General features: G+C 38.4%; 16 protein-coding genes. 13 read left to right on the top strand and 3 right to left on the bottom strand.

Translation table 11 applies throughout. From position 1 onward, the window contains the following. Window positions 1-15: 15 nt before the first annotated feature. Complete coding sequence (locus tag H4J38_RS13030) at window positions 16-2082, bottom strand: M13 family metallopeptidase (protein ID WP_182132256.1); 2067 nt, start codon at window positions 2080-2082, stop codon at window positions 16-18. Between the two features lie 400 nt (window positions 2083-2482). Between H4J38_RS13030 and H4J38_RS13025 the strand changes: the two genes are divergently transcribed. From H4J38_RS13025 to lolE, 3 genes are read left to right on the top strand one after another with little or no spacing between them, the layout of a single operon-like run. Then, window positions 2483-3703: a lipoprotein-releasing ABC transporter permease subunit gene (locus H4J38_RS13025; RefSeq protein WP_182132255.1), complete on the top strand. Its 1221-nt coding sequence runs from the start codon at window positions 2483-2485 to the stop codon at window positions 3701-3703. After that, the gene (lolD, locus tag H4J38_RS13020) at window positions 3696-4502 is read left to right on the top strand and encodes a lipoprotein-releasing ABC transporter ATP-binding protein LolD (RefSeq protein WP_259365516.1); all 807 of its coding nucleotides are present in this window, start codon (window positions 3696-3698) and stop codon (window positions 4500-4502) included. The genes H4J38_RS13025 and lolD overlap by 8 nt, the downstream gene beginning before the upstream one ends. After that, the gene (gene lolE, locus H4J38_RS13015) at window positions 4503-5768 is read left to right on the top strand and encodes a lipoprotein-releasing ABC transporter permease subunit LolE (protein ID WP_182132254.1); all 1266 of its coding nucleotides are present in this window, start codon (window positions 4503-4505) and stop codon (window positions 5766-5768) included. 144 nt (window positions 5769-5912) lie between these two features. Here the strand turns inward: lolE and H4J38_RS13010 are convergent, their stop codons facing one another. Continuing rightward, the gene (locus H4J38_RS13010) at window positions 5913-6428 is read right to left on the bottom strand and encodes a DUF2062 domain-containing protein (RefSeq protein WP_182132253.1); all 516 of its coding nucleotides are present in this window, start codon (window positions 6426-6428) and stop codon (window positions 5913-5915) included. A gap of 42 nt (window positions 6429-6470) precedes the next feature. Here H4J38_RS13010 and H4J38_RS13005 point away from each other — a divergent pair, with 42 nt between their 5' ends. The 8 genes from H4J38_RS13005 to H4J38_RS12970 all read left to right on the top strand — a co-directional run bounded on the left by H4J38_RS13005 (window position 6471) and on the right by H4J38_RS12970 (window position 16031). Further along, window positions 6471-8963, top strand: coding sequence for a DNA internalization-related competence protein ComEC/Rec2 (locus H4J38_RS13005; protein ID WP_182132252.1), 2493 nt, complete (start codon window positions 6471-6473; stop codon window positions 8961-8963). A 167-nt stretch (window positions 8964-9130) separates the two neighbouring features. Then, a complete protein-coding gene (gene msbA / locus H4J38_RS13000; RefSeq protein ID WP_182132251.1) occupies window positions 9131-10894 on the top strand; it encodes a lipid A export permease/ATP-binding protein MsbA in 1764 nt (587 codons plus the stop codon). A 38-nt stretch (window positions 10895-10932) separates the two neighbouring features. Continuing rightward, window positions 10933-11991: a tetraacyldisaccharide 4'-kinase gene (lpxK, locus tag H4J38_RS12995; RefSeq protein ID WP_182132250.1), complete on the top strand. Its 1059-nt coding sequence runs from the start codon at window positions 10933-10935 to the stop codon at window positions 11989-11991. A 125-nt stretch (window positions 11992-12116) separates the two neighbouring features. After that, window positions 12117-12299: a Trm112 family protein gene (locus H4J38_RS12990; RefSeq protein ID WP_182132249.1), complete on the top strand. Its 183-nt coding sequence runs from the start codon at window positions 12117-12119 to the stop codon at window positions 12297-12299. Between the two features lie 57 nt (window positions 12300-12356). Continuing rightward, window positions 12357-13121, top strand: coding sequence for a 3-deoxy-manno-octulosonate cytidylyltransferase (kdsB, locus tag H4J38_RS12985; protein ID WP_182132248.1), 765 nt, complete (start codon window positions 12357-12359; stop codon window positions 13119-13121). A 157-nt stretch (window positions 13122-13278) separates the two neighbouring features. Then, on the top strand, window positions 13279-14037 hold the full coding sequence (locus H4J38_RS12980) for an AzlC family ABC transporter permease (protein WP_182132247.1): 759 nt from the start codon (window positions 13279-13281) through the stop codon (window positions 14035-14037). Next, complete coding sequence (locus H4J38_RS12975; RefSeq protein WP_182132246.1) at window positions 14034-14351, top strand: AzlD domain-containing protein; 318 nt, start codon at window positions 14034-14036, stop codon at window positions 14349-14351. The genes H4J38_RS12980 and H4J38_RS12975 overlap by 4 nt, the downstream gene beginning before the upstream one ends. Before the next feature lie 171 nt (window positions 14352-14522). Next, the gene (locus H4J38_RS12970; RefSeq protein ID WP_220465550.1) at window positions 14523-16031 is read left to right on the top strand and encodes a hypothetical protein; all 1509 of its coding nucleotides are present in this window, start codon (window positions 14523-14525) and stop codon (window positions 16029-16031) included. A 137-nt stretch (window positions 16032-16168) separates the two neighbouring features. Here the strand turns inward: H4J38_RS12970 and H4J38_RS12965 are convergent, their stop codons facing one another. Further along, complete coding sequence (locus H4J38_RS12965; protein WP_182132245.1) at window positions 16169-17272, bottom strand: 1-acyl-sn-glycerol-3-phosphate acyltransferase; 1104 nt, start codon at window positions 17270-17272, stop codon at window positions 16169-16171. A 266-nt stretch (window positions 17273-17538) separates the two neighbouring features. On the opposite strand from H4J38_RS12965, the gene H4J38_RS12960 reads away from it, so the two are divergent. After that, window positions 17539-18048: a GNAT family N-acetyltransferase gene (locus H4J38_RS12960; RefSeq protein WP_182132244.1), complete on the top strand. Its 510-nt coding sequence runs from the start codon at window positions 17539-17541 to the stop codon at window positions 18046-18048. A gap of 144 nt (window positions 18049-18192) precedes the next feature. Further along, a complete protein-coding gene (hpf, locus tag H4J38_RS12955) occupies window positions 18193-18549 on the top strand; it encodes a ribosome hibernation-promoting factor, HPF/YfiA family (protein ID WP_182132243.1) in 357 nt (118 codons plus the stop codon). Window positions 18550-18642 lie beyond the last annotated feature (93 nt).

Genomic DNA, 18642 nt, shown 5'->3' with positions numbered 1-18642 from the left:
ATCTAGCATTTAAGCTTACCAAATTTTAACGCGTTTCTCAGGTGCAATATACATAGCGTCACCTTTTTTTACGTCAAATGCGCGATAAAACTCAGGCATGTTTGATAATGAACCTAAAGCACGGAACTCAGCAGGTGAATGCGGGTCAGTTGCTACGCGGTTACGTAATGATTTTTCAACCATTTTGCCGCGCCATACTTGTGCATAGCCCATGAAGAAACGTTGATCGCCAGTTAAGCCGTCAATCACGGTCGCTTCTTTACCATTTAATGATGCTTTGTAAGCTTTATAGGCGATAGTAACACCTGATAAATCACCAATGTTTTCGCCTAAAGTTAGCTCACCATTAACGTTTAAGTCATCAAATACCGCATAGTTACTGTATTGTGCAACTAAGTTGTCAGTTCGTACTTTAAAAGCAGCTAAATCTTCATCAGTCCACCAGTTACGCATGTTGCCGTCACCGTCATATTTACTGCCTTGGTCGTCAAAGCCGTGCCCCATTTCATGACCAATAACCGCGCCAATACCGCCGTAGTTTACTGCGTCGTCTGCACTTAAGTTAAAAAATGGTGGTTGTAAAATTGCGGCTGGAAATACAATTTCATTCTTAGTTGGATTGTAATAAGCGTTCACTGTTTGAGGTGTCATGCCCCATTCTTGACGGTCGATTGGACCACCTAGTTTAGCGACTTCTTTTTCGTGAGCAACTATGCCAGAGCGCATTTTGTTACCGACTAAATCGTCATTTTTAATAACAAGTGCAGAATAATCTTCCCACTTGTCTGGGTAACCTATTTTAGGATCAAAGCTCGCTAGTTTTACATGTGCTGCTTTTTTAGTAGAATCTGACATCCACTCTAGGTCATCAATACTTGCGCCATAAGCACCGCGCAAATTTTCAACCAATTGTGTCATACGTGTTTTAGCTTCAGGTTTAAAGTGACGGCCAACATAAACTTTACCAATAACTTCACCTAAATTGCTATTAACTACCGAAACGCCACGTTTCCACATTGGGCGTTGCTCTTCACGACCACTTAATTGCTTAGAATAAAAGTCAAAATTCTCATTATCTAAAGCAGTAGTTAATGAACTTGCAAAATTACTTAAGGTGTGAAAAGTTAAGTAAGTTTGCCAATCAGCAAGCGATGTAGCTGCGAATGTTTCACCAAAACCTTTCACAAATGAAGGTTGGTTAACAATTAAGTCTTTCTGAGCAGGAACACCTTGTGCTTCAAGGAAAACTGTCCAATTAAAGGCATCAGTGACGGTATTTAAGTCAGTAACATCAAATTTGTTATAACGTTTTGTGCTGTCTCGAGATTCAACTTTTGTCCAATGAAAACCGGCTAACTTTGTTTCAAGTGCCATGATGGTTTGTGCAGCAGCCTTGCCGCCTTTTAAGCCCGCTAGGTTAAACATGTTTTCAATGTGAGCAATGTAACCGGTACGTAATTGTTCAAAACGCTCAGTTTCATTAAAGTAGTAATCTCTGTCAGGTAAACCTAAGCCGCTTTGCCAAACGTGTGTAGCGTAGCGAGTAGAGTCTTTCGCATCAACGCTGATGTAAAAAGCTAACGGACTGCTCACACCAATTTTTTGATTTTCACCAAAGAATGTAGCGAGTTCATTTTTATCTTTCAGGCTATCAATACGATCAAATATCGCTTGAACTGGCGCAGTACCTGCAGCATTTCGGGTGTCTGTATCCATAAATGAGCGGAATAAGTCGGCAACTTTTTGCTCGTCGCTACCCATTTTTAAATCTTTAGTTGCGGCTAATTCTTCGATAATTGCTTTTACGTTATCATCAGCTTCATCACGTAAGTCGTAAAATGAACCAATTGAGGTTTTGTCACCAGGAATTTCGTTGCTGTTTAGCCATGCGCCGTTAACGTAACGGTAGAAGTTGTCTTGTGGACGAACCGATAAATCCATATTGGCTTTATCAATACCAGATGCTAATGCTGTTTTTTGCATTACAGGTGCTTCAACAGCCGCTTTTGAGCTGGTGTTATCATTACAACCAGCAATGAACAGTAAAGAGGTGCAAACAGCACCCGTTATTATTTTCTTCATTCAATACTCACAATTTAATTTATGTAGAAGGCTCAGAGGGTTGCAGAGCTTTATTTAAAGCACACGATATTAAAGGCTATTAAGCCGATTTACTAGAATAAAGTCAGTTTTTTTAACATATTTTTAACTTACGCTGTAGTTTTAAATTTACACAGCAATTAATAAGGTGATTAATAAACTAAGTTTGAGTGGTTATATTTTTTATTGGTTTCTGCTTATAGCACTGGCTATTCGTCAGGCCTTCACATTTCATTTGCAGTTTTTTACTTAATTGTTGTCTACATTTTTAGCAAAAGGCAGAAAAGTTAATAAAGTCAGAAGATATATCTTTATGAGCTGTGCTATGATTTTACGCTCAATAATCTTGGTGTTATTACCATTATCAATAAAGAAAGAGTTCATGTTTCAGCCAGTTAGTGTTTATATCGGCTTAAAATATAGTCGCAGCAGTCAGGGAAAAGGTTTTGTCTCTTTCATAACCTTTTTTTCTATTATCGGTATTGTGCTCGGTGTTGCTTCTTTGATCACCGTTGTTTCTGTTATGGATGGCCTAGAGCGTGAGCAAAAAAGGCGAGTATTGGGCTTAGTGCCTCATATTTTAGTGTCTGCACAACAAACTCATATTAATAACTGGCGTGATTTACAACGCGACATTCTCGCGTTGCCTGACGTTACTCAAGTTACTCCTTTTCAGGAAAGTGAAGCCTTAATTCAGTCTAAAACCGCGCTACAAGGGGTTTTAGTACATGGCATTATGCCTGAGTTTGAACAACACAATATTATCAATATGGCCATGGAATATGGCCAATTATCCCATTTAGATACTCAGCCATTTAGCCTTGTTTTAGGGCAAGCTTTAGCACGAAAGTTAAATGTTAGCTTAGGCGATGTTGTGCGCCTAACCTTACCCAATAAAACCTTATTTACCCCAATGGGACGTGTGCCAGTGCACCGTACTTTTACCATTGTAGGTATTTTTAATGTTGGCTCTCAAGTTGACGAGGCCATGGTTTTTATTGAAATTAAAGATGGCGCAAAATTACATCGAAACAAAGGTGATGGTGTTAATCAATTAAGGTTGTATTTAGATGATGCGTTTAACGCGCAGCAAGTAATTTCTCAGTTATCTGCTAAATATCCAAACTTTCAATTTGTTAGTTGGCAAGAGAGCCAAGGGGCATTGTTTGCCGCTGTTAGTATGGAAAAAAATATGATGTGGCTAATGCTGAGTTTAATTGTTGCTGTTGCAGCTTTTAATATTGTTTCAGCGTTAGTGATGGTAGTAATTGATAAACAAGGTGAAATCAGTATTTTACAAACACTGGGTTTAGACCGAAGCGGTATTGTTAAAATATTTATTACCCAAGGGTTAACCAATGGTATTTTGGGCGTTATTTTGGGCGTTACACTCGGGGTAGTCATAACGCTGAATTTAAACGCTATATTTGGTTTGCTCGGGGTTAATTTATTAGGGGCAGGGCAACAATTACCCATTGCACTTGATCCGGTAAATATTCTAGTCATTGTCGTTTCTGCACTAGCAATGAGCTTTGTAGCGACGCTTTACCCTGCCTATCGCGCAGCGCAGACTCAGCCGGCAGAGGTACTTAGAAATGAATAGCCAATTGAAAAATAAAATGGACAGTGACTTGAATAAAAATATAAACGCAGACGGCGGTGAATCCAAAGTTACAGCTGAACTTGCATTAGGTTTAGAGTGTCGTCAGCTAAGTAAATCTTATCAACAAGGACCTGTAACAACACAGGTGTTATCGAAGCTTGATTTAGCAGTTAAAGCGGGGGAGTTAGTGGCTATTGTAGGCAGTTCTGGCTGTGGTAAAAGTACCTTTTTGCATTTAGCAGGCGCCTTAGATACGCCAAGTGCTGGTGAAGTGTTTATTAATGGTGTCAATATTCATCAGTTATCTGAAAAGCAACGAGCAAAATTTCGCAATCAACATATCGGTTTTATTTATCAATTTCATCATTTAATGATGGAGTTTACCGCAAAAGAAAACGTGGCTATGCCATTGTTGATTCGTGGCGATAAACCAAAAGCCGCCATGGCCCAAGCTAAAGCTATGCTTGAGCAGGTTGGTTTAGCGCATCGCAGTCATCATCGACCGTCTGAACTCTCAGGTGGCGAGCGTCAGCGTGTTGCAATTGCTCGGGCGTTAGTAACTAAACCATCGCTTGTGTTGGCCGATGAACCAACCGGTAATTTAGATTTTGACACCGCTGAACAAATTTATCAGTTATTACAGGAGTTAAATCGCACTGTAAATACTAGTTTTGTTATCGTGACTCATGATTTAACTTTGGCGGCCAAAATGGATCGACAACTAAAATTAGATCACGGCCACCTAAAGCCGCTTGACCTTGCTAACGGAAATCTTAAACCAATAGATGGAGAAACTTAGGTGTTAAAACCGTTAAGTGTTTTTATTGGCTTACGATATGTTCGAAGTCGTCATAGCAAAGGGTTTTCGTCATTTATATCTGCATCGTCAACTATCGGTATCGCCATAGGCGTTATGGTGTTGATTGTGGTGCTGTCAGCAATGAATGGTTTCGAACGCGCTTTGGCTACGCATTTATTATCAATTGTGCCGCATGCTGAGGTGCTTGCTGTAAATAAGCCTATCAACAAATGGCCAGAAAATGTTGCCTTTATTCAACAACATCCCAATGTGATTGCTGCAGCACCGTTTATAAAAACTCAGGGCATGATGCAAAAGTCTGCCGCACTTAAAGGTGTTGAAATACGTGGCGTTGATGTGATGTTAGAGCAGCAAGTTTCAGCCATTTCTCGTTATATGGTTGCAGGCAATTGGCAAGATTTGACACTTGAAAACGGTGTTGTGATTGGCGCTGGTATTGCGCGTAAGCTTTCGGCACAAGTGGGTGATAAGGTTCAGTTATTACTGCCACCAGTTAACTCAAACAATAGTCAAGCTAGTGCTAACAAGCAGTTTCCTGTGCCCATGACCCAGCAGGCAACTATTGTCGGTATCTTTAAATTTGGCGGTACTATTGATGGCACGCAAGTTTTTATTAACTTAACGAAAGCGAGCGAACTAGTAGGCTATCAACCGGATGAAGTACAGGGTATTCGTTTAAAAGTTGACGATGTTTTTTCTGCGCCACAAATTGTTCGCGACGTGGCGTTTAATTTTGACTTTTATGTTTATATGTTGGACTGGACTCGCAGCCATGGTCATTTATTTAATGATATTCAGTTGGTGCGTTTAGTGATGTTTATTGTGTTAGTGTTAGTAATTGCCGTGGCGAGTTTTAACATAGTGTCGACGTTAATTATGGCCGTAAATGAGAAAAAATCAGATATTGCGATATTAAAAACCATGGGCGCAAAATCAAGTACCATTATGACTAGTTTTATGTTTCAAGGTTTAATGAATGGTATAGTTGGTTGTGTTCTTGGGGCTAGTTTAGGGATTTTAATTTCGTTGAATTTAACGGATATAATTCGTGCTATTGAAATGACGTTATCGGTGGAGTTTTTATCTTCGGATGTTTATTTTATTGATTTTTTACCTACATTGTTACGTCAGCAAGATGTTATTAATACCGTTATTACTGCCTTGACGATGAGTTTGTTAGCGACTATTTACCCCGCGTGGAGAGCAACAAAAGTTGAACCTGCACAAGTGCTAGGTCAAGCGTAAATGTTATGGTGGGTGTTAAGGATAATCAGTTGCTTAATCGATAAAACTAGTTCGATACAACAATTAAAAAATCAGACTTGTCGTCTGATTTTTTAATTACTAGTATTTATTATTTTGATTTGTTGGCTAAATGCCAAAAAGGTTTTAACTTCTTCTAGCTTGACGTTTTTTCCATTCTTTTGTCACTGAAAATCGCCAAATGGTATTTATCGTTAAATAACCTAGAATAGAAAATATAACTCCAAGTACCCCACAGCCTACAATAAAAGCAGGGCCAATAGTTGAAACACTTTCAACTAACCACTGCCAACTCGCCTCGAAGGCAAATTTTCTTGCTGGCACACCGACAACCCATGTACCAACGACATAACAAAAATAAAAAATTGCCGGCATAGTCAAAGGGTTAGTGATCCAACAAAGGGCAATCGATAAAGGTAGATTTGCATGTACTATAATTGCAAAGCCTGCCGCTAAAACCATTTGAAATGGCACTGGCATAAAGGCAAAAAATAAGCCTACAGCAAATGCTTTGCTAACTGAACGGCGGTTAAGGTGCCACAAGTTAGCATTGTGCAATAACGCACCGAAAATTTTCAAATGTTTGTTGTTTTTTATTTTTTGATGATCAGGCATCACGCGTTGAAATAGTTTTTTCGGCATAACTTTACTTAACTTTACATGGCTAAATGGACATTGATCACTATGGAATGGTGGCTACTAACATTTTTTTTCAGTGCTATTTTGTCACTATTCATACCTATAGTGCCAGAGTTTTCTTTACTGCTAACTATATTGTTAATTTCAGTATTACTTATTGTTATTAATAAGTTTCGATTAATAGCTATTGCTGTATTTGCTATCGCTTGGATATTAATTGCTGGCAGCCAATATCAGCATACTTTAGAAAATAATAATATCGCCCTTGAACAACTACATAAAAAAGTTCATCTAATTCAAGGTGAAGTCAGCAATATTGTTCATACAAAGTCAGGCAATAGTCGTTTTAACTTTCGTGTCAGTCATTGGCAAGGTCTACAAGTTAATAACAGCTTTACAGTGCGCTTAACGTGGAAAACGCCAGAAAAACCTTTGCTGCAAGGACAAAAATGGCAATTAGCTGTAAAGTTAAAATCCGCGCATGGCATGGCTAATGTCGGTGGTTTTAATTATCAAGTGTGGCTTAGACAACAGCAAATAGTTGCCACAGGGTACGTTAAGCCAGATAAAAAATCTAAAACAGAAATAAAGCTTAAAAAGCAGAATGTTTTATTACATGAGCAAATAAGCTGGCGTCAAAATTTATATCAGAAGCTAACGGTTGTTTTAGATGATAAACCTCTTGGCGCGCTAATTTTAGCTTTGGGCTTCGGAGAACGGGGTAAGTTAACGCCTGAACATTGGCAGGTGCTATCAGCAACCGCTACTCAGCATCTTATTGCTATTTCTGGATTACATATAGGTATAGTCGCCTTCGCCAGTTTGATTTTTATACGTGCAATTATCCGGTTATTGCCTTTGAGTTCATTGTTGTCGAAGCCTTGGCAACTGAAACTAATGCAAATAAATTTAAGTTACCTTGCCGTGTTGTGTAGCTGTCTTATGGCATGGTATTACGCCTATTTGGCCGGGTTTTCTATTCCAACCTTACGTGCTTTGGTGATGCTGTTATTGTTTTGGTCGCTTAAGTTTTTGACCATAAAAGTTACATTGCTCCGTTGGTTTTTACTCGCCATAGTTATTATTTTATTGATTTGGCCGTTAAGTTTGATCAGTGCTAGTTTTTGGCTGTCAATTTCAGCATTAGTTATCATTTTTTCGACATTTTCACGCTTTTCTATGCGCAAAACCGCCCCTGCAGAGCCGATAGAAGTGCTATCGCTATCGTCGCTATTAAGAGTCGTAAAAGTGCCTGAAACAACCCTGATAAAACAATGGCGTAATTTTAAAGTGCGATCATGGCTCTGGATTAAAACATTAGTTGTTATGCAGTTTGCGCTAACGCTGGCGATGTTGCCCATAGCAGCCTCATTAAACTATCAACTGCCGTTAGCCGCGTTTTTTGCCAATATTTTTGCCGTACCTTTGATGAGTCTTACGGTTATCCCCTTAACACTTCTTGCCGTAATAGCCTCGCCATTTAATGTTTGGTTATCGCAATTTTTTGCTGATTTAGCCTTACTATTTTTGTCGTTTGTTTGGCACTGGCTAACTTATTTAGCCAATGCAGAGTGGGCTATGGTTGCTGTTTCATCTCAGCAGATACAAGCCATGTTACTATTTTTTGCTTTTATAGCACTGGCGTTATTTTTTCGACTCAGTAAAGGTAAGTTTATTGCGACGCTAAGTTTATTTATGGTTGCAATAGCTATCGATGTTTTTAGTGTTCACCAGAATAAAGAGTGGCAATTATCAGTGCTCGACGTTGGTCATGGCCTTGCCATTGTTATTGAAAAAAATAACCATGTTTTTATTTACGACACAGGTGCAAGTTATCCAAGTGGTTTTAATATGGCTGATGCAGCGCTGTTACCTTATTTAAAGCATCAGGGTTATCAATCTATTGATGGTGTCATTATTAGCCATAACGACAATGATCATGCTGGTGGCTTGCGGCATTTGCGAGAGAAAATGGCCATAGAACGTGTTATTGCTAATGATATTAAACTAAATCCTGACAGGCATTGTATCTCGGGGCAGCGTTTCAGTTGGCAAGGGTTAATTTTTGAAGTGCTGTCACCAATAAAAGCCGATGGAGATAAAAATGATGACTCTTGTGTAGTAACCATCAGTGACGGAATCCACCGTGTTTTATTACCGGGCGACATATCGATAAAACAAGAACGGCGATTGTTAACGGCTGCTGGTATGAGTAATAAACTTCGCAGTGATTTATTAATTGCCCCGCATCATGGCTCCAAATCATCTTCAAGTCGAGGGTTTCTCACTGCGGTTAATCCGCGTTATGTGGTATTTAGTGCTGGTTACTTAAATCGTTGGCATATGCCTTCAAATGAAATACAGACTCGATATAGCGCCTTTGATATTTCTACCTTTAATACAGCTGAGGTGGGGATGGTAACCTTTAAATTCAGTCAAAATGATCTCGAAGATAATAATATCGAAAATAAGATTAAGGGCAATATTGAAATCATCAGTTATCGAGAGGATATTCGGCCATATTGGTTCGCAAATTAATCAGCGGTTCATAGTTTTTTGCAGTAATTAGAGGATTTATATCACCTATAAAAGTTTATCAGTTGGTTGATTGGCAAAATAACGCTAAAATAGTGAGGCAATTTAATTATACCAATTAAAATAATCCCTTAGGGATAAGATTTTTTGATAACGCATTGAGAGTATGAATGTCGACAAAACCACTACATCCGACTACAGAAGATACCACTCGACAAAACTTTAAGCGCCTATTGGCCTATGCCAAAGCGTATAAAGCGGCAGCCGTTGTATCGATTTTAGGCATGTTAGGTTATGCCGCCATCGACAGTTTTGTATTTTCTCAACTGCAACCGTTAATTGATAAAGGCCTTGATGGGCAAGACCCAGAATTTATGAAATGGGCGCCTTATGTGATAGTGGTGATGTTTATTCTGCGCGGCATTTGTCATTTTGCCGGTAATTATACCTTAGCTTGGTTGGGTAATAATGTTGTGGCTAATATTCGTCAAGAGTTGTTTGAACACGTAATGTCTATGCCGGTTGCTTACCATGATAAAGAGTCAACTGGCAGCTTGATTTCAAAATTAACCTTTGATACCGAACAAGTGCTTAGTGCCGTTTCTAAAGCCTTATTAACGTTAGTCCAGCAAGGGGCTTTTGTCGTGGGCTTACTGATTGTTATGTTTTATAACAGCTGGCAGTTAGCCTCGATATTTTTACTGATCACGCCGGTTATTGCGGGCATAGTTACTGTGGTTTCAGGGCGTTTTCGTACCATAAGTAAAGGTATACAAAATGCCATGGGCGAGGTTACAACGGCGGCAGAGCAAACTTTTAATGGCCACAAAGTAGTATTAACCTTTGATGGCCAACAACGAGAATTTGACCGTTTTTCGAAAATTAATAAACACAATCGCCAACAACGCATGAAAATGGTGGCAACTCAAGCTGCCAGTGTGCCGATTATTCAAATTATTGCCTCGTTCGCTTTAGCGTTTGTTTTGTATGTTGCCAACCTAGATTCGATGCGAGCCAATATTTCTGCCGGTGTTTTTATGACCGTATTAATGTGTATGGTTACGCTACTTCGCCCTTTAAAACTCCTTACCACCGTAAACAGTGAATTTCAAAAAGGCATGGCCGCTTGTGTCAGTATTTTTGGCGTGCTTGATCAAAAAACAGAGCACGATACTGGCACTATCGCGATAGAACGGGCGAAAGGTACGCTAGCGTTTGAACACGTTAATTTCTTTTATAATGATGATAAAGAAAAACAGGCACTTACGGATTTAAGTTTTACGGCGAATGTTGGCGAAACAGTTGCATTAGTGGGGCGTTCGGGTAGCGGAAAATCAACCGCAAGTTCGTTATTATTACGATTTTATAATGCCACAACAGGCAGGGTTTTAATCGATGGTAAAGATATTAAAGATTACAAACTAAAAGATTTACGTAAACAATTTGCCTATGTTTCTCAACAGGTTGTGTTATTTAATGATTCAATCGCTAATAATATAGCTTACGGTAAACCCAAAGCAACACGCGAAGAAATTGAAGATGCTGCACGTAAAGCGCATGTAATGGAATTTGTTGAAGCTTTACCCGAAGGTTTAGACACTAATATTGGCGACAATGGTGCGATGTTATCAGGTGGTCAACGCCAACGTGTGGCTATAGCACGGGCATTATTATGTGATGCACCTTTCTTGATTCTAGATGAAGCAACGAGTGCTTTAGACACTGAATCTGAGCGTCATATTCAAGACGCCTTAAGCATACTGCAACAAAATCGTACCTGTATCGTTATTGCTCATCGTTTATCAACGATAGAAAGCGCTGATAAAATTATTGTTATGGAGCAAGGTCAAATAAAAGAGCAAGGTGACCATCAAACATTATTAGCTAAAGACGGCGCTTATGCTCAGCTACATAAATTTCAATTTGGTTCCTAGTTCACTATGTATTTAACACGTTACCGCGGCGATAAATTATGCGCTTAATTGAAAAAGTATGGTTTCAGGGCCATCCAGCAAAATGGCTAATAGTGCCATTGTTGTTGCCATTAACCGTTCTTTTTGCAGTACTGAGTTTTTTCCGTCGTTTAGCTTATCAAGTTGGATTATTTAAGCAGATCAAAATGTCGGTACCTGTTGTTGTGGTGGGTAATATCGGCATTGGTGGTAATGGTAAAACGCCAGTAACCTTATATTTGGTTGAAAAGCTAACAGAGCAAGGTATAAAAGTTGGCGTGGTAAGTCGAGGTTATGGCTCAAAAGCGCCACATTACCCATATCAAGTAACTGATGAAAGTACCTCGGAACAAGCAGGCGATGAACCGTTATTAATATTTCAGCGCAGCGCTGTTCCCATAGTTATTGGTGCTGATAGAATACAAGCTTGTCAGCGCTTAATCGAACTAGGCTGTGAACTTATTATTGCTGACGATGGTCTGCAGCATTATCGTTTGGCACGAGATTTCGAATTTGTAGTGGTTGATGGTAAACGTTTATTTGGTAACGGTTTATTATTACCAGCAGGACCATTGCGAGAGACAAGGAGCAGAATAACCCGAGCAAATTGTGTTATTGTTAATGGCTTGAGTTCATGGCCAAAACAAGCTAATGCTTGCGCATTACCAGTACTAACCATGCAGCTAAAGGCAAGCCAAGTAATTAATGTTAAAAGCGGAGCAAATATAGAGCTGGATACCTTTTTAACACAAAGCCTAGCTAACAATAAACGCATTAATGCGTTAGCTGGTATCGGCGATCCACAGCGATTTTTTAATACCCTTGAGCTAGTGGGTTTTAACTTAGTAAAGGTTAAAGGTTTTGTTGATCATCAAGCTTTTTCAGCGCATGATTTACAACAATTCCCTAGTGATATACCGCTATTGATGACAGAAAAAGATGCGGTTAAATGCGCAGATTTTGCCCAAGATAATTACTGGTATTTACCGGTGGATGCCGAGTTTTCAACTAATACTGATGGCGAGTCGATAGCAAGGGTAATGACTAAAATTACAGCACTTGTTAATATTCATCATTAGTAAGCATGAACAATAATTAATAACGAAATCTGTTGGTTAGCATTAATAGCCTAACTGACAAGCATTAACAAAGTTATCGCTTCATAAATAGTTATCAAGCGATATTACCTTTAAGAGAGAAAATAATGGCGTTTGATACTAAATTAATGGAAATCCTAGCGTGCCCAGTATGCAAAGGAAAGTTAGATTACAATAAAGAGCAACAAGAGTTAATTTGTAAGTTTGACCGTTTAGCTTATGCAATAGAAAAAGATATTCCGGTATTGCTTGAAAGTGAAGCGCGTCGCATTACCGCAGATGACGCATAACTTTTTCATTGATATTAGTCATAGCGTTCCTAGAAAAACAAGTTTAATGAGGTTTTTATGTCGTTTGTGGTAGTGATCCCTGCACGATTTGAGTCATCACGTTTACCGGGTAAGGTACTCGCTGATATTGCTGGTAAGCCAATGATCCAATGGGTTGTGGAAAAAGCTTTAGCCAGTGGCGCTGAGCAAGTTATTGTGGCGACTGATAACGATGAAGTTGCCCGTGTGGTCAAAAGCTTTGGTGGCGAGGTGTGTAAAACCCGTGCTGATCATCAGTCGGGAACTGAACGTCTTGCAGAGGTAATGCAAACTTATCATTTTTCTGATCAACAAGTCATTGTTAATGTACAAGGGGATGAACCTTTTATTCCGGTTGAAAATATAGCCCAAGTTGCTGATAACCTATCAAGCCAAAACCAAGCGCGTATGGCAACTTTAGCGATGAAAATTGATAATGTTGAAGAAGCATTAAACCCTAATGCGGTTAAAGTGTTATGTGATAAAAATGGCTATGCCTTGTATTTTAGTCGTGCGACTATTCCTTACGATCGTGAACGCTTCCTAAATAATGACAACATTGATGCTATTGGTGACTTCTACCTGCGCCATATTGGTATCTATGCTTATCGTGCCGGTTTTATTAAAGATTATGTACAATGGCCAGCTAGCCAGCTAGAGCAAGTAGAGTCATTAGAGCAACTACGGGTGCTTTGGCAAGGTGAGAAAATTCATGTAGCCGTCGCGAAAACACCTCTAGAAGTTGAAGGCGTTGACACCCCAGAAGATTTAGAAAAAGCGCGCGCTTACGCAAAAAGTTTATAACGCCAAAAAAATGAGTATAAAAAGAGGCAATTAAGCCTCTTTTTTGCTTCTTCACTTTGCTATGCTTTCAATTAATTGAGGTGTTTACCGCTCAGTTAATTGAAAGTAAAAGTAAAGTTTACGGTTTAGTCAGACACATATCTAAGGTTTATAATTAATGGCTCTCACCAAGAAAAAAGCTCGTTTGTTAATGGCGAAAAAAGGCTTTTTAGACATGTTACCCCTCAATCTAGCAGTTTTGCCTTGGGGGATTCTGTGCGGATCTTTAGCTATTCAGCGTGATTTTTCTGCCCTCGAAGCTATTTTAATGCCACTCGTCGTATTTGCTGGTTCTGCTCAGTTGGTTGCTATTGAATTAATTGCGAATAATGCCTCATTGGCCACTATTTTGTTTACCACTTTTATTATTAGCTCGCGACACTTTTTGTATGGTTTGGCACTGCGCGATAAATTAAAAATTTTACCAACAAAGTGGCGATATGGGCTGGGTTTTTTATTGACGGATGAATTATTTGCCTTGTCGAGTCATAGCAAGTCTTTTGTTGGGCAGTTGAGATTAATATATGCCGTAGTGGCGGGCGGAAGCTTTTACGTGTTTTGGTTGTTATGGAATGTGACAGGCGTTATTGCCGGCAGTTATTTACCCGATTTAACCCATTTAGGTTTAGACTTTGCTATTGCTGTAACTTTTATTGCTTTAGTTATTCCAACCATAATTAACTTACCTATTTTGGTTACTGTAATTGTTGCCGCGCTATTATCTGTGCTATTTAAGCTAATGCAGTTTGAATTGGATTTAGTGGCCGCGGCATTAATTGCAATGTACTGTGGTTATCTTACTGACCGCTTTCAACATAAAAATACTAAAGATGATGACAATAATACATTAAGCCCGTCAGTTAAGGACAGCACATGACATTACTGACTATTTTCTTGATGGCACTGATTACGTTTACCACGCGCTATCTATTTATTCACCCACGTTTACCTGTATGCTTGGGGGCCAAAATGGCAAAGCTGTTAAGTTTTAGCGCACCGGCGGTATTAACCGCTATTTGGGTGCCTATTATTTTTATTCAACAGGGCGAGTTAAATGTGTCGCTGAATAACCCTTATTTAATTGCCGCAACGTTTGCGGTAATCGCTGCGGCAAAAAGTAAAAGTATCTACTTGACCATGTTTATTGGGTTAATTACTTTTGTTTTAAGTCGATACCTTCTAACAGTGTAAAGTATCAAATTAAGCTCAATTTTGGATGCTTTATTATCCGAAATTGAATATCGATAAATTTTTTTTCTTATTCTGATCAGAGCTTAGTTTTTTAAACGTCGTCATATTCTGCAGGTAATGATTGTTTTCATGGCATTTATAGCTTTAAAAGCACTACTTATCGAATAAAGCTTGTCAGTTGATATTGTTAGCTTTTATGATGGTGCACGCCTTTTATCTGAGATTATCATTATTTATATTGCTATGAATCTAACTAAATCATTAACTACTATCGCTATTGTCAGTGCGCTGACGTTTTCAAAAACTAGCTTTGTTCAAGCAGCAGAAGCTAATACTAAGGTAGAATCTCCATCTAGCTGGTTAAACTTAAGTGCTAAAGAACTGAAAGCGGTTGAGCGCTATGCGACTGAATATAAAGATTATATTTATAAGGTACCCACGGAATTAACCTTTGTTACAGAGACCGTTAAACGGGTTAAAAAACAAGGTTTTAAAAAGTTAACCGAAAAAAGTAAATTAAAGCCAGGTGCGCGCTTTTACGATGTTAATCGTGATCGTACCATTACCCTGATGGTTATCGGTAAAAAGCCGCTAGAACAAGGTACGCGTATTGTTGGCGCACACATTGATGCCCCGCGTCTTGAGCTTAAAGGTCGACCATTGTTCGAAAAAGAAAAGTTTGCTATGTTTCAAACTTATATTCATGGCGGCATTAAAACCTATCAATGGGTTAATATTCCTTTAGCCTTAGTGGGCAGAGTGGATAAAAAAGATGGTACTACGGTAAATATTTCAGTCGGCTTTGATGAAAATGATCCTATCTTTTTGGTAACAGATCTTGCTCCACATGTTGACTCTCCTAATCGGAAGCGCACCAGTCGCGATGTTATTGGCAAAGAAGAACTCGATATTATCGTCGCTGCCAAGCCAGAATTAGATAAAAAAATCAAAGATCAGGTGAGTGACTATTTAAAGTCAGAATATGATATTTCAGTTGAAGATTTAGTTTCAGCTGAGCTTGCTTTAGTACCTGCCACCAAACCTCGCGATGTTGGTTTTGACCGCAGCATGATTGCCGCATACGGGCAAGATGATAAAGCGTCTTCAATAGCCGCTGTTAAAGCCTTAACTGAACAAAAAACACCAGAATATACTTCTATTGCTTATTTAGTTGATAACGAAGAAGTGGGTAACATCAACAACACAGGTGCGAGTTCTACCTATTTAGTCGATTTAATTAGTGGCTTACTGCACAACCAAAAGGGCGATAGTTATAACGACTATCAATTACGTAAAGTTTTACGCAATACCAAAGTTATATCTGCGGATGTAAATCCGGGTGTTAATCCAACGTGGTCAAATGTATGGGAACTAGGTAATGCCCCTCGTTTGGGCAATGGTGTTAACTTAAAGCTTTATGGCGGTGGTTTTAATGCTAACTCTGAGTATATGGCGTGGACGCGCAATTACTTAGATAATGCTGATATTAAATGGCAAACATCGACTTATAAAGGTAAAGCTTCTGGCGGTACGATTGGCAGTGATTTATCCAATGATAATATGGAGGTTATTGATTTTGGTATTCCGATTTTATCTATACATTCGCCTTATGCCGTTGGCTCAAAAGTTGATTTGTATTCATTGTACAAAGCGATGTCAGCGTTTTATCAAGAAAAATAGTAATAAAATTTAATTGATTTTGTCCCGTTCTTGTATAGGTGTCAGATAAAAACCAAAAAGCCGTATTTAATTAATACGGCTTTTTTTAGCTTAAAAATGACGACTTTTAGATCGGTCTTAGTTGAATGAGATGTTGTTTATGGTTGCAGGTGTTGCTTGGCAGCAACAGGGTTAGCATACATAGTTAATAACCAGTGTTGCTGCTCTATTGTAAGGTTTTCCATGCGTTTGTTAAGTTGTTCAAGCACAGTATTGTCAGTTTGTTGTTGATTAAGCTTTGCGTGCGCTACTAGGTTACTGTCGTATAATTTATAGTTACTGATAATTGCTTTATCGATGGCGGCGGCGATAGCTTTACTGTCGGCGTACTCACCTTGTATTGGCTGACAAAACTCAATATGTACTCGGCCTTTTTGCCCAATTAACCCCTGTGTAATACTTTTTAAATCTTCACCTTCTTGTTTTTGATAACTGCCGGTGGCTTCTTTTTCAGCAAGTTCGATTGCTTTGTCGGTATCACAAGGGTCAAATTCATAGGAAATTGATACCGGTACTATGTTAATTTCTGCTAGGTAATCCGCTATTGGGGTTTGCTTATCTTTGTTGAGTAATAGCATAGAAATTAACGCTGAATTAGTTTTGTCTATCCCGTCTTTTGCTCGGCCTTCACGTTGTGCTATCCAAATGTTTTGCTGACGGTTAGCTACCGTATCATGAATATAGGCAGACAATTGCTTTGACGCCTTAAGCATCGCGCGTTTATTTTCTTCACTGCGTTTAACAATAAAACTTTTGTTAATGCGCATTAAATCAGCCACCCAAGGCTGATGCAGCAAATTATCGCCTACTGCCGCTTCTACGGTATTGATACCACTTTTGTATAAAGCTAAGTTCACCAAGGCTACGTCTAAAACAATATCACGGTGATTACTAATAAAGAGTGCAGGCTTAGTGTTGTCAAAATTATTCATGCCGCTATAGCTGAAACCGGCAGTGCTTTTTTTGATTAAATGATGTAAGTACTTTGCGACTTCAATTTGAATTTGTTCAATATTGTGAAATTTTTGTACGCGAAATTTCAAAGACCATTTTACAATTGTACAGGCAAGTTTAGGCAGGGCTTGATATAAGCGTGGCATTTTTAAACTGGCAATCGAAGCTTGTAAGCCTTTTTCATTAATTAACTTTTCGATTACGGCAACTACCTCATCATCACGATAAGGGCGTATATCATCAAACATTCAAAAATCTCTTATATGACCGAACACAAATAATAACTGAAGAGGGATTATAACCGAATCATATTAATAAATGCGCTTTTTGTTTAATAGTTTTGTCGATTTAATCCAGTAAACAAACGTTTATATTACCGACGATATATATGTATGGATTATTTTAGAATACTTACTTCAAAAGCCTAGTTAAAAATATTATGCTTAAACTCTATTTTGGTGTTTTTGACGTTATATTTTAAGTCAATTAGTGAGCATTAACATTTGGAGGTAATTTGATTTTAGATACTACTAGATTGAAATTACGACTACTTAATCATAGTGATGCAGAGATGATTTTAGCATTATTAAACGAAGAGTCATTTATTAAAAATATTGGGGATAAAGCCGTACGAAACCTGCAAGATGCACTAAATTATATCAGCAATGGCCCATTAACTATGCAGCAAGATCTGGGTTTTAGCTTGTACTGTTGTGTTAAAAAAGATGATGAACAAGCCATTGGTGTATCGGGTTTAATCAAAAGAGATGGCATTGACCATCCAGAAATTGGTTTCGCATTTTTAACTCAGTATTGTCGACAAGGATATGGTTATGAATCGGCACTAGGGGTAATTAACTATGCAAATAATCGGCTAGCACTTAAACATCTGCAAGCAATTTGTAATCCAGATAACGAAGCGTCTAAAACCTTATTGCAAAGGCTAGGCTTTAGTTTTAATAAAAACATAATCTTAGCGGAAAACAATAAAACAGTTATGTTGTTTGATCTTAACTCGTCGTAAATTTTGTAATATAGCTCACCAGTTGAGCATAAGCTGACTAGAAGGCTTTAATTAAATTAATTGTAAAATTTACTGCAATTAACTTGCGTTTTTAACATTTAGGCCCAAGTATTATTAATGAGTAACCAATAAAAAGGAATACCTATGAAAATAAATCTTTCAGGTCATCATGTAGACGTTACCGATTCAATCAAAGAACATATTAACGAGAAGTTTTTAAAAATAGAGACACACTTTCCAACCTTAATATCATTAGATATTATTTTATCCCACGAACATCACAAACATAATGTAGAGATCCGTACGACATATGAGGGTGGTCGTATTTCCGTATCTGCGAACGATAGTGTTATGTATCCTGCAATTGCGACAGCCGCTAAAAAACTAGATGCGGCATTAAAACACCGAAAAGGTTTATTAAAAGCTAATTTACATAGCAAACCCGAAACAACGGCACCTGAAATTGCCCATGAAATAGTTCAAGAAATGAACCTTAATTAATACGGCGGTAAATTAATCTTTTTATTATAGGAGGCAATAGCCTCCTTTTTTAATGCTTACGTTATATTTGAAGCTCGATTTAGCCACCATTAA

This window comes from Colwellia sp. BRX10-3 (genome assembly GCF_014077505.1).
GTDB lineage: Bacteria > Pseudomonadota > Gammaproteobacteria > Enterobacterales > Alteromonadaceae > Cognaticolwellia.
The sequence above is the reverse complement of the archived record's forward strand: the minus strand, read 5'-3'. Positions and strand labels throughout refer to the sequence as shown.